Origin of the sequence: Pelagimonas sp. (genome assembly GCF_050633425.1) — a bacterium.
Taxonomy (GTDB): domain Bacteria; phylum Pseudomonadota; class Alphaproteobacteria; order Rhodobacterales; family Rhodobacteraceae; genus Pelagimonas.
On the sequence record NZ_JBOEGM010000009.1, the window covers coordinates 50,078 to 62,559 of the forward strand.

General features: G+C 56.4%; 13 protein-coding genes. 10 read left to right on the plus strand and 3 right to left on the minus strand.

All coding sequences use genetic code 11. The features are described 5' to 3' along the window. Both ACRBB0_RS08430 and ACRBB0_RS08435 read right to left on the minus strand, forming a co-directional pair. The gene (locus ACRBB0_RS08430; RefSeq protein ID WP_431373981.1) at positions 1 to 549 is read right to left on the minus strand and encodes a hypothetical protein; all 549 of its coding nucleotides are present in this window, start codon (positions 547 to 549) and stop codon (positions 1 to 3) included. Positions 550 to 564: 15 nt separating this feature from the next. Further along, positions 565 to 1,206, minus strand: a complete 642-nt coding sequence (locus tag ACRBB0_RS08435) for a hypothetical protein (protein WP_431373982.1) — start codon at positions 1,204 to 1,206, stop codon at positions 565 to 567. Between the two features lie 389 nt (positions 1,207 to 1,595). Here ACRBB0_RS08435 and ACRBB0_RS08440 point away from each other — a divergent pair, with 389 nt between their 5' ends. From ACRBB0_RS08440 to ACRBB0_RS08485, 10 genes are all read left to right on the plus strand, one after another. Next, entirely contained in the window at positions 1,596 to 2,612 is a 1,017-nt protein-coding gene (locus ACRBB0_RS08440) for a hypothetical protein (RefSeq protein ID WP_431373983.1), read from the plus strand. Between the two features lie 12 nt (positions 2,613 to 2,624). Next, a complete protein-coding gene (locus tag ACRBB0_RS08445) occupies positions 2,625 to 3,272 on the plus strand; it encodes a type IVB secretion system apparatus protein IcmL/DotI (RefSeq protein WP_431373984.1) in 648 nt (215 codons plus the stop codon). Then, positions 3,272 to 4,498 (plus strand): DotH/IcmK family type IV secretion protein, encoded by a 1,227-nt coding sequence (locus ACRBB0_RS08450; RefSeq protein ID WP_431373985.1) that lies wholly within the window; start codon positions 3,272 to 3,274, stop codon positions 4,496 to 4,498. Before ACRBB0_RS08445 ends, ACRBB0_RS08450 begins: the two co-directional genes overlap by 1 nt. Further along, on the plus strand, positions 4,495 to 5,790 hold the full coding sequence (locus tag ACRBB0_RS08455; protein ID WP_431373986.1) for a DotG/IcmE/VirB10 family protein: 1,296 nt from the start codon (positions 4,495 to 4,497) through the stop codon (positions 5,788 to 5,790). The genes ACRBB0_RS08450 and ACRBB0_RS08455 overlap by 4 nt, the downstream gene beginning before the upstream one ends. Positions 5,791 to 5,806: 16 nt before the next feature. Further along, positions 5,807 to 6,154, plus strand: coding sequence for an IcmT/TraK family protein (icmT, locus tag ACRBB0_RS08460; protein ID WP_431373987.1), 348 nt, complete (start codon positions 5,807 to 5,809; stop codon positions 6,152 to 6,154). Between the two features lie 520 nt (positions 6,155 to 6,674). Beyond that, positions 6,675 to 7,871: a plasmid partitioning protein RepA gene (gene repA, locus ACRBB0_RS08465; protein ID WP_431373988.1), complete on the plus strand. Its 1,197-nt coding sequence runs from the start codon at positions 6,675 to 6,677 to the stop codon at positions 7,869 to 7,871. A gap of 72 nt (positions 7,872 to 7,943) precedes the next feature. Next, a complete protein-coding gene (gene repB, locus ACRBB0_RS08470; protein WP_431373989.1) occupies positions 7,944 to 8,921 on the plus strand; it encodes a plasmid partitioning protein RepB in 978 nt (325 codons plus the stop codon). A gap of 171 nt (positions 8,922 to 9,092) precedes the next feature. Then, positions 9,093 to 10,409, plus strand: coding sequence for a plasmid replication protein RepC (gene repC, locus ACRBB0_RS08475; protein WP_431373990.1), 1,317 nt, complete (start codon positions 9,093 to 9,095; stop codon positions 10,407 to 10,409). Between the two features lie 115 nt (positions 10,410 to 10,524). Further along, the gene (locus ACRBB0_RS08480) at positions 10,525 to 10,869 is read left to right on the plus strand and encodes a type II toxin-antitoxin system RelE/ParE family toxin (RefSeq protein ID WP_431373991.1); all 345 of its coding nucleotides are present in this window, start codon (positions 10,525 to 10,527) and stop codon (positions 10,867 to 10,869) included. A gap of 11 nt (positions 10,870 to 10,880) precedes the next feature. Beyond that, the gene (locus ACRBB0_RS08485; protein WP_431373992.1) at positions 10,881 to 11,246 is read left to right on the plus strand and encodes a helix-turn-helix domain-containing protein; all 366 of its coding nucleotides are present in this window, start codon (positions 10,881 to 10,883) and stop codon (positions 11,244 to 11,246) included. 3 nt (positions 11,247 to 11,249) lie between these two features. On the opposite strand, the gene ACRBB0_RS08490 is transcribed toward ACRBB0_RS08485, so the two are convergent. Continuing rightward, positions 11,250 to 12,338, minus strand: coding sequence for a tyrosine-type recombinase/integrase (locus ACRBB0_RS08490; RefSeq protein WP_431373993.1), 1,089 nt, complete (start codon positions 12,336 to 12,338; stop codon positions 11,250 to 11,252). Positions 12,339 to 12,482 lie beyond the last annotated feature (144 nt).

Sequence of the window (12,482 nt, forward strand, 5' to 3'; positions counted from 1 at the left end):
TTAGCCGAAGAAGAGATTTTCGAAGAGACCGACGGTGCGGGGCAGATCGACCGCCATGATCCCGGCGATCATGTGGATGAAGCCCTTGCCCATCAGTCCTTGGGCGGGCATGTCCGCCGATTTGACGCAGAGAAAGAGACCGCGCACGACGGCCAGCAGTCCGATGAACTGTGCGACCCGCACGAGCGCGATCAAAATGGCTTCGCCGGGCGCACCCGCCACGGGCGACAGCATTTCTGGCGCATAGGCCATGATCTCGCTGGCGGCACTCGCGGTCGTATTGTCGGCCCCATAGAGCGAGGCGATCCAGGCGGAGAGCGTCAGGTCGAGGGAGATGATCAACAGGCCGAAGACAATATAGGTCATGCCCTGCCAGTAGCCGTGTCGACGATGATGGGCGTGCGCCCGTTCCTCTGCGGTCACCAGCATTAGCCGGCTGCCGATCACGACAAGAATGATGCCAAGCACAAAACAAAGCGCTGCCACGAAGGCTTGCGCCGGCGGCAAGATGTTCGTCACCCGTGTGAAGAAGGCGGTCAGCTCGTCCATCAGATGGTGTCTCCATCATTCACCATCCTTGTCGGCCTCGGTATCGCCTCCTGGGATGAGCACCACACGCTTGGGCGTGTCTTGTTCTTGAGATGCGGCGACGGGCGTGACTTGAACGGGACGGGAGCCAATAGGCTCGGACGCAGTGCCTTCATCTGCCAATGGCAGCGATGCGCCAATCAGCCCTGTGGTCGAATAGAGTTGTCGGATTGCGTTTGAATGTGCGCCATTCACCTTGCGCTGTTCCTGAAGACGGCTAACGAGTTTGGCCAAGACGCCATCACGGCCGGTCAGAAGAACAAGTTCGGCGCGCATCGCCATGCTTTGTTCTGTCAGCAACGCGACTTCGGATCGCAGTTCGTCCAATTCACGCGATTGCCGATCCTCGACAGCTGACCCCATGACCGCCGGTCCCGCTTCGGCCTGCAGATCGAGGGCGTTGAAGGTGATCACCCCGCCGATGGCGACAAGGCCGAAGACGGCGACAGCAAACAGGATTTTGCACAGACCATTGATGAAGTCCGCAACCGGACGACGGGTTTCCAGAAAGATCGCGCTGCCGTCTTGGGTTCTGCGGGCCGATTGAAACCGGTCGGCGAAAGCGTCTGCGTGGGAAAGAGGTGTCGCTTCCACTGCCCTGTCCGACCCAAACATCATCAATCCTTCCGCATGAAGCGTTCGTGCGAGACCGGATGCGTTGTGGGTTCTCGCAATTACGCTATGGCTATCAAAAACATATCGTTATATATAACGATATAAACCATGTAGTAAAGCACTTTGAGAAACGCACCCCCAGCAAAAGGATTTCCCCCATGCCCCATGTAGAACAGAGAACAAACCGCCCATTTGGTAGCTTGCAGAAAGCAGTCTCCACCGGCTCGGGAAGTCGATCGGTGACCGCTTTGGCGCTGATCTTGCTGATGGGCTCTGCCTCGGCCAGCAGTGCGCAGGACTATAGTTGGAAGGAAGGATTTGCCGGTTGCACGGGCACATCTCCTTTTATTGAGACTTTGATCTCCAAGACAGATCCCGATGTGCGCCCGCTCATGAAAATCGGCGAGATGCAGGCCTGGGCAATCAAGGATCAGGAGGGAAATCCGGCAACCGCGCTCACAACACAGGACGGATTGACGATTGTCGGTCGCATCATCGGACCACAAGGTGAGGACATCACCGCCGCCTTGCTTGCGACGGTCCCCGATCCGAATGCCAAACCGATCGCAGGGCCCTCTCAACGGTTGATCCCATCATCGCCGCAGGCGGTGACAAACCAACCCACCGCGCACGCCGCACCTGTGCAGAATGAAGCAAATTCTTCACCGCGTATGACGCCGATACCCGAGGCCGCGCAAACCGCGTCGCGTGTTTCAAGCGCCCAGTCGCCTGCCCTCAGCCAGCTGCGCACTGTTTTGCAACCACAAGCCAACACACCCGCCGCGACACCAGCACCCGCCACACCAACACCTGCAGCCCCTGCCGCGACATCGACGACCACCGGCACTGTCGCCAGTGCGCCGATCACCGCTGTCGAGCAGCCTTCCGCCGGCGTGCAGGCGGGGATGGATACGATCTTCAAACAGGCCGGTGAGGAACGCATCTGGTTTTCGGCCGCCACACCAAACCCGGGCGCGCCCGTCGTTTATATGCTGGCCGATCCGGAATGCCCCCATTGCCAATGGACCATCGATTCCATGCACAATGAGATTGCGAGCGGCGCGATCGATCTTCGGATCATCCCCGCGCCGATCACCGGCGTGCAAGGCTTCAATACGTCGCTCTCAATCCTTCATTCGGAAAACATACCCCAAACCTTCATGTCCCATATGACGTCCAAAACACGCGGCACAGCCGCCGTGACCCAGATGGACGCCAACCAGGCCGATAAGGCCGTCATCCGGGGCATTGTCGATAACATCAACTGGATGCGGGCCAACAAGATGCCGGGCGTGCCGTTCTTTCTCTATCAGACCGATCAAGGCGCTAAGTTCGCTTTCTCTGAACTGCCTTCGGATATCCTGACCATTGCCAAGGCGGATGCGCCCACCACTGCCAGCAATCAGTGACAGGATGCGCCGATGCTGCCAGACAATGAGAACCTGAGCGCAGCCGAGTCTGTTCTGCGCTCGGCACGCACATTCGAGATATCCTACAAGGTCATGGCCAAGATCGCGCTCGGTCTTGGCCTGTCGACAACTGTGCTGGCAGCTTCAACCGCATATTTGGCCGTGAACCGTCCCGAACCGCGCTACTTTGCCACCACGACAGACGGCCAGCTCCTGCCGCTCGTCCCGCTTGATAAGCCGCACCAGTCCGCCGCCGAGGTCAGCAACTTCGCGGTCAAGGCGGTGACGTCGTCCCTCACCTACGACTTTGCCAATTACCGCGCCGATTTTAACAACGCCCTGCAGTATTTTACCAAGCCCACGGGCTGGAACCAGTTCGTGGAGGCTGTTCAGAAGAGCCAGATGCTCGATCTGGTGCAAAGCCGGCGCCTCAACACAACAGCGGTTGCCAACAATGCGGTCATTGTCCGCGAGGGCATCAATGATCGCGGCGTTTATGAGTGGATCGTGCAGATCCCGTTGCGTGTCACCTATCAATCAGCCTCCGAGGTGACAGGTCAGAACTTCATGATCACCGTCAATATCGAACGGCTGCAAACCTATGAATCCCCCTATGCGATGGCCATCTCCCGCTTCATCGCGGCTCCCGGAGGTGCCTGATGCAAATCCCATACCTATCCTCAAAGCGGCTTCGCCTATCGCGTAGTTCTCTTGTCCTCATGCTAGGCTTGATGCTCGCGCCCAACCTGACCCATCAGGTTCACGCGCAGCAGGTGCTGCGCGACGCCAATGGCGATGAAACAGTTCCACCGGGCACGGAAGTTCAGACCCCCCTGCCCCAGCCCACGAACCGTCCGACGGCGACACTCCCCGGTCAGGATAGCGGAACCACGGTTGTCACCATCGAGAATGGCGGAAACCAGGCACCTGCGCAGCAAAACCTGCCGACAGGCTCCGAACCGCTCACGCAGAACGAAATCAATCAACGCCTGCAGCCGGACCAACCCCAGCAGCCGCAGACACCAACCGGAGACTTCCCGATTGTCGGCGCGCAAGAGCTGCTTCAAAGCCTCGATGATCTCGACCGGCCGCTGACACCCGAAGAAATCACAGCTTATGGCGCGGCGATCCAAAGTCAGTTCCCGATGACGCCTGAGATGATCCTCGATTACCGCCGCCGCGTCGATGAAAGTCAGAAAGCAGCCGCAACGCCGCCGTCGGGCCAGTTTCCGAACGCGATCACAGATGCCAAGCGCCTGACACTGGAATCGGCGCAAGAACCCGAGGTTCTGCTGACCGGACCCGATACTGTCAGCGTAATGGCCTTCTATGATCGTACCGGTGCTGCTTGGCCCGTCGCATCCTATGTGATCGGCAAGCCCAAAAGCTTCCAGGTCTATGCGATGCAGGAAGGCTCGAACCAGCTCGCGGTCACGCCCCTTGTGCCCCACGGGTTTTCCAACATCGTTGTCTCTCTCGTGGGAGAGAGCCGACCCTTGGTGTTTGAGGTTCGGACGAACTCACTCAACACCCATTATCGTCGCGACTTCACGGTGCATGGGCTTGGGCCCAATGCGGCCTCAAAGCCGCTTCAGACACGCCAGAGCGAATCCGTCGCCCGCGCGTCTAACGATGTGATGATGGCATTTGCGACAGGGGCCGATATTCCGGGCAACGCCGTGCGCTTGTCGACCGACAATCCGGGCGTGCGGGCCTGGAGTTATGATGGCGCGATCTATTTGCAATCGGCCGATGCGATCATCTCACCGCCCGCCTCAAGGATCCTGACAGGCCCCGGACAGATCAAAGCCTATCGGATCAGACCAACATCGGTCGCCCTGATCTCATCGAACGGCCGCGTCTCGAAAGTGAGGATTTCTCAATGAGTGAGTCAAAAGAACCAAACAAGAACAGTGATGACGCTGATATCGGGCCAACAGTAGAGCCCGCGGATGCCGCAAGTGGCGATCGCGCAAGTCATATCAACCGCCAGCGTAAAGGTGGATTGCTCTCGTTCAGGAACGTTGCCGTTCTCACCATTCTCGTTGTTGGCGGTGCGGTTGGCTATGAAGTCTGGAAGAACCCCGAACTTATTGGGCCAAGTAAGGTCGCAGGCACACCGAACGTCGATGATACGCCCGCGGGCGATCAATTGCGCACGTCTGAGCGCTATCAGGATAATTTGCGGCAGCAAAACCAGGACGGGGCGCGAGAGGCGCAAGACAATGACACCTCTTTCATCGCGACACCGGACGAGCCGCTGCGCCAGATTGATGAGAAACCACCGGCCATCGCGCCCAATCCCAACAGGCCCCTGCCTCCGGCCAATGTGCTCGTTGAAACCCAGCAACCGCGGACGGTCGTGATTGATCGCCAGCAGCCCGTGCGACAGCAGGCCCAGCCGACCCCGAACCAGCCAGCGCCCCCTGACTATGCCCGTATCAATCAACTCGCGCAGCTGATGGCCACGCAGCAGCAAGGGCTTCTGAGCTCATGGCAGGTTCAACCCTCGGCAGGGACTGTCGTGGTCGAAGAAGACCTGTTGCCGAAGGAAGAGCCCGACATCGAAGGTACAGCAGCCAATGGCAATGCAGCCCAACGCAGCTCCCCTGCCCTCTCTCAACCGCTGATACGCGCAGGCGATGTCGTGCTTGCCTCAACCATCATCACCAATGACAGCGACACCCCCGGCCCTGTCGTCGCTGAAATCCGCAGAGGCCCGCTCAAAGGCGCACGGCTGATCGGTGGATTCGAAGCAAACCAGAACAACACCCATCTTGTCGTGCAGTTCAATTCGGCCGTCTTGCCCGATGGGACGCAGGTGCCGGTATCGGCCTACGCGGTGGACGCACGGCAGAAGTCGCTTGCAGTTCGCACGGATCTGGATCGACGGCTCTTTGCGCGCTATGCGCCTCGCGTTGCGGCAGCCTTTGTCTCTGGCGTTGGTGAAGCGCTCTCCGATCCGGGAACCTCGCTGATCGAACTTGGCGGCGTCACCGGCGTTACACGGCCGGCAGCCACCATTGAACAAGGCTTATACAAAGGTCTCGCAGAGGTCGGCAACGATCTGGCCGGAGAGTTTGTGCAAAGCGCTCCGAAAGGCCCGCTGATCTCGCTGCGATCGCGCCAGATCATCGGCGTCTTGTTCACCAGCAATGTGGAAACGCCCACGCGCTGAGAGCGAAAGGTCGATCATGGCGGATGAACGGTACAACATCTATCGCTCGACGGTGCATTGGCGCTATGCCATGGCGCGGCCGCATCTCATGTTCTTTGATGCACGGCTGATCTTTTTCATCATCCTGTTCATCTTCCACATCAGATGGTGGACCTTTGCCGTACTGGTGTTCGCGATCGCAGGCTTCACGGGTGCGAGTTACTTCAACTACTCGGTCGAGAACCTCATACGGCTGGCCCGCTCTAAACTCGTGGGTGCGTTTCGGCCGGCTGTGTCCTACACGCTGTTAAGGCCGATGGCGGATTATGGAACGGACGCGCTTTCGGACAGGGCTTCCATGCGACCGGGAAATGATTTTGATTGAATTCACGCTAGCTGAGGTGGATGCAGTCTAAAGCGAACACACATCACGGTACCGATGGTGTTAGGAGCAAGTCCATTCCAGCCATGCGAACTCGCAGAGTATTATGTGAGCGCGATTCGTTTTCAATGCCCGAATCGGTTGTAACAAAACGTAATTTTGCCATCGACAGCCGTTCAAACCAGCTTCACAGCGAAGTCGCAAAGTCTGGAATACCATCCCATCCGAAAGCCGCATATCGGTTGACTCAATGATGGTCGCGCAGACCCCATACTTGCAGCCAAAATAGTTTTTGCCTTCCTAAATACCTGAATTTGCACGCGAAAATGGCACTTTTGACTGCCGTCAACACTTCAGCCCTCCAAAGTTTCTTCGATTGGGTCGGCTAGCTTGTGTTGCACAAGATGTAGTTCTGCTGGGCATTTGAAGTGGAGCGATTGCCTATTGATTACTAAGGTATTTTGACCATAATAGCGACAAAATAATCTAATTGGCCGATTTAGCGCCATAACGGGCAGAGCATATGGAAAACAGAACACCGTTTCCGGCGTTTGAATTTGATAACAAGATTCTTGCGCAAGGTGCAGAGATTTCTCGGCGCCTAGACATGTTGCGTCGCGAAAACTTTCCACCGGATGCGCGAAAGATGCTGCGCGAATTCTCGATGGCGGAAGCTGCGCGGTTTTTGGGTGTGAGTCCAAATAACCTGAAGCGACTAAGTCTCGAGGATAAGGGCCCTACTCCAACAACTAAGGCCGGAGGTCGACGGTTCTATACGGCAGAGCAAATAATCGAGCTTCGTACCTACCTCGACAAGACCGGAAAGTCAGGGGCAAAGAACTATGTTCCCCATCGGCGAGACGGTGAGAAGCTCCAGGTCATAGGTGTTGTCAATTTCAAAGGCGGGAGCGGCAAGACAACGACCGCGGTCCACCTAGCGCAACAGTTAGCTCTTACGGGCCATCGTGTTCTGGCACTAGACTTGGATCCTCAAGCGTCACTTTCAGCACTGTTCGGATACCAACCCGAACTCGATGATAACCGGTCAGTCTATGACGCATTGCGCTACGATGAAGATCGCCAATCAATTGTTGAGCTCATCAGCCCAACCAATTTTCCTTCGCTTGACATAGTCCCCGCCAACCTCGAGCTGTCCGAGTATGAATTTGAGACCCCGCTGGCAGCGCAAGCGTCCCGGGAAGGCAAACTCTTCTTCACGCGATTGAGCAAGGCGCTAGAGGATGTCGATGATTGCTACGACATTGTCGTTTTGGATTGCCCGCCACAGCTTGGATATCTGACGCTGACGGCCGTAACGGCATCTACTTCGGTTCTGATAACAGTTCATCCCGAGATGTTGGATCTGATGTCGATGAGCCAGTTCCTACTGACCCTCGGTAACTTCACCAAGTCGCTTGTGAAAGCAGGTGCAAATGTCCAGATGGATTGGCTCCGATATCTCATCACGCGCTATGAACCGACCGATATCCCGCAAACGCAAATGCTAGGCTTTATGCAATCGATGTTTGCAGAGGAAATTCTGACCAACCACATGCTGAAATCGACTGCGATCTCTGATGCAGGGCTCACGAAGCAGTCACTGTTTGAAATCGAGCGGGGCAAATTTAACAGGGAAACCTATGACCGTGCATTTGAAAGCATGTGGGCAGTGAACGCTGAGGTCCAAGACCTCATACACAGAGCGTGGGGTCGGGCATGACAAAGTTGACGGCAGTCAAAAGAGCAAAAAAAACGCACGAAAACAGTGATCTAATGAAAGGTGGGTATTTGCATGGCTAGGAAAAACCCATTTGAAAGCGTGCTAGGTGACGCGCCGGACCCTGCAAGCCCCAAGGAGCGCGAGTTTGTCTCGCGCGGGGCATCAAAGTCCATTTCGAGTACGCTCGACGATTTGGCTGACAAGGCTGACAAGCTACTCGAAGGCGAAACCATCGTTGAGCTTGAGCCGTCGCTGATTGATCCTTCGTTCTTGAAGGATCGCCTAGAACACGATGATCGTGAGTTTCAGGCTTTAAAGAAGGCTATCGACGAAGATGGGCAAAACTCGCCAATCTTAGTGAGGCCTCATCCGAAGCTCGACGGTCGATACATGGTGGTGTTCGGCGCGCGTCGTCGAAAGGTCGCCGAAGAGCTCGGCATTAAGGTCCGAGCCGTCGTTAAGGATATGTCGGATCGTGACCACGTTGTTGCTCAAGGCCAGGAAAATGCTGCCCGTGCAAATCTTTCGTTTCTTGAACGCGCTTTGCTGGCGGCGAACGTCGCGAACGGCGGGTATGACAACGATAATGCTACGGCACTCTCAGCGCTCTCCATCGACAAGGCAACGCTTTCGAAAATGCTGTCCGTTGCCAGCATTTCGGAACCTATCCTCGCGTCTCTCGGAGCCGCAAAATCGATTGGCCGTGACAGGTGGTATGAGCTGAAGACACTGCTTGATCGCCCTGCGAACTCACAGCGCGCTCAAGAGATAATCGGATCTGGTAAATTTGACACCCTCAGCTCCGACGAACGGTTCGAATTACTTCTTGGCACTCTCAAACGAGGCCAGAAGACCGTTAAGGGCGCTTCAAAAAAAGCCAGGCCATGGACGCCCAAAGATAAGACAATTGAGGTCAGTTCTACCTCGCGCGGGAAAAGCTTCACTATCGCTGTGAAAGCTAAAGACCAGCGTGCAATCGAGTTTGGAGAATTCGTCTCCGAACGCCTTGAGAAATTGTACGAGCAGTTCAAGGCGGAACAGAAACAATGAGGAGTTAATGCAGGCAAAAGAAAAGCCCTCCACCATGCGGTAAGAGAGCTGATCTAGGTAATTTGCACCTACTAGATAGCACCCTCCGCGAATCACTGTCAATGCAGAACACCGATTCGGTGAACGGAATTCTTTTGCCTTCTTTCAACTAAAGGAGGTCGAAAAGAACCCATGAAACATAACGGATGGCGCAAGCCAACGCCGGGCCTTGTGGTTGCTGAAAAGCACGCACAAGCCGGTGAACAGCTTTCTATACCCAAATCACAAGCAACAAGTGCAGCAAAGCGCGTAGCAGCCGCGATCGGACTTCAGGCGCAGGACCTGCTCTTGCTCGATACATTTGCCGCTTTCACCCAGCCTCAGGACTGGGAGCAGGGAAGGCGGCCGATCGTCTGGGCCTCGAACAACTTTCTGATTGAGCAGACGGGCTTCTCTCTCTCAACACTACGGCGGCACGTACGCCGGCTGGCGGAACTTGGCCTCATCTGGATCAAGGACAGTCCCAACGGCAAGCGCTACGGCCACAGGGATGAAGACGGGGTGATTGTGGAGGCCTATGGCTTCGACCTGGCGCCGCTCGCAGCGCGTGCAGAGGAATTTGAGGCGCTCTACGCCCAGCTCAAGGAAGAACGCGAGTTCTGCGCTTCTCTGAGGAACGTCGTGACCATTACACGGCGTGTTATACGCGCGAAGATCGACAAAGCCCTGGAGAGCGGCCTCAGGGGCCCGTGGAAGCAATTGGAGGAAGAGTTCACCATATTGCTCCAGGGACTGCCTAAACGCACGACAACGGCGAACAAGCTCCTCGATATCGTAGACTGGTTCAAAGCCTTCAAGGATCGCGTAGAGGAGGCTTTCGAGGCAGCTTTCGATTGGCCTGAAGAATCCGACGTCAAATCACCCAATCCGGAGGGGTCTTCCACAAGCAATGTTGTTCCAATTAATACTAATATGACACCCACAGGTGCCTCTGATGGCACCCACATACTAACTACAAACCAACCTGATCCTGTATCTAGTAATCGCTTTGAAACAAAGCACGCGGCGAGGGTAGAGCCAGAAAAACCAAAACCTGAGCAGATTGAGAAGCCAGAAGAAGTGGATCTTGATATCCAATGGAGCACCCATACCAACAAACGCACGTCAGAGGTCGATATTCCGATGCTGATGGCCACCTGTCCGCATTTTGCAGAGATGGCACGGGCCGTTGGTGGCGGATATATCCGCGACTGGAACGAATTGCACAGGGCCGCGGGACAAATCCGGGGTATGGCGGGGATCTCAGAAGATGCCTGGAACCTGTCGCAGAAGGCGCTTGGGCCCGCAATTGCATCTGCGGCGATCGCTCTGATCTTCGACAAACATACGACCGGAGAGGTCAAATCTCCTGGCGGATACCTCCGCGGCATGGTCGAGAAGGCGAGGGCAGGGGAGCTGCATCTCGATCGCAGCTTTTACGGCCGATTGAGTGAGAGGGGAACGATGTGATTTTTTTAGCGTGGGACCAGATTCGAGACAACCAGCAGGGGCGATGGCCTGGAATGCATGAAATCTTAAGAAATATCTGCTTGAACAGATATCAGTTAAAGCCTATATTCCCGTCATGATGTGGTCCGTTCTCGAACATCCGGACTTCGCCGAAGAACGTGAGGCAATACCTGATGAGGTGTGTGACAAGCTTGATGCCGTGATCTTGCTGCTTGAGCAGTATGGACCTCAATTAGGCCGCCCACATGTGGACACTCTTGGAGGGTCAAGCCACGCCAATATGAAGGAAATAAGGGTCAAGGAACAAGGTGTTTGGAGATTTGCCTTCGCGTTCGATGAAGAGAGAAATGCTGTCGTTCTGGTTGGTGGCAACAAACAGGGCAAGAACCAGAAACGATTTTACAAGGCCCTTATCGCGACGGCTGACGAACGTTTTGATGAGTGGCTCGATGCAGAATGAAAGGAAGATCGATGGCAAAGCTTAAGAAATCAGCTTTTGTGAATGCTGGTGACCGCATTCGTGGTCTCCCTAAAGCACGTCGTGAACGTATTGAGGCCCTTGCTGGCGAAATTGCTGCCGAATTGCATCTCTCCGAGATCCGTAAAGCACTCTCCATTACGCAAAAGGATCTCGCCGAAAAGACGGGGCTCGCTCAGGGCGAAGTGTCGCGTTTCGAAAATGCAGAACTCACCGGGGCCAAGATTGGCACGCTGGAACGCTATGTTGCCGGTATGGGCGGCCAACTGCGTCTGCTGGCGGAAATGCCAGACGGCACAACGGCTGAAATCCCGATGAAGAAGGGCAAACCCGTTAAATCAAGGGTAAGCGCTGGCTGACTGTCAGAGGCCCGCCGCTTTGGTGAGATTTACCCTAAACCGATCCCTGCGGCGCTGATACTGCCGGGTCATCTCCGCTGAGGCGTGGCCGAGTTGCTTCTGGACATAGCGCTCATCTACTTCGGCGTAAGATGCCAGACCGGAGCGTAGTGAGTGACCAGAAAACAGCGCCAAGCGCTCCTTGTCGGGTAGATCGGGTCGGATGCCTGCGTCGAGCATGGTGCGCTTGATGAGCCGGGCGACGTGTTTGTCCGAAAGCCTATCGCTTTGCACGCCACTGTTGTCGCGCAGCACCCGCCGGAAGACCGGACCGTGGTCGATCTTGGCGAAGTGTAACCATTGCTCAAGAGCGTGGACCGGGCAGCTTTGGTCAGAAGAGCCACGACCGATCTCTTTCTCTTTCCACCCGGTCTTGGTCTGCAGGATGACGATCGCGCCGCCGTCATTCTCACTCAGTGGATCGATCTCGATCCAGCCGCGAGAGTCTTCGGTGTCGTCGCGGTTTACGTCCAAGCCGATGATTTCGGAGCGCCGCATGCCCCCGGCATAGCCGAGCAGTAGAATGGCGCGGTCGCGCATATCGCGCAGGCCGAAGGTGAGGGTGGCCACCATCTCGAGCAGCTCTTCGGGTGTCACCGGCTCCTTCTGGACAGGCGGGCGGCCGTGCTGGCGTTTGATGCCGGCCCAGACCGAGGCGATGTGACGATCCTTCATGTCGAGTGTGAGCCCGCGCTGACGGTAGTTGGCGGCGAGGCCGGACAAACGCCGCTCAATCGTTGACACGGAGAGGGCAGGGGACCCGTCCTGCGGTTTGGCACAGTCGGAGATATACAGCCCGATCACGGCAGGGGAGGGGACCAGGGAGTCGACACCCTTACGCCGGCACCAGCTGGCAAAGTGCTTCCAGTCGGCTTTGTAGGCCTTGTTGGTGTTCTCGGCTGTTGCCGCCTCGGCATAGCCCCGCGCCTGGTCGACGAGACGGTCCAGCGATCCGGAGCCGGCAACACGGGCGGGCAGGGCGATGCTCTGTTCACCGTCTTCCTCCTTACCGGCCGGGTCCGATAGAAAATCACTTAGATCGATATCCTGCAGATCATCGACCGATGCGACGTCAGTGGGCGGGCCACTACGTGGTCTCTCGTGGCGCTGAGCCTCAATGGACGGGCTTAGGGACGCTGACGTCGAAATCTCAGCCCCGGGAGTGTCTGAAGCGAGCGTTTTGTGCCCTTTTTTTTC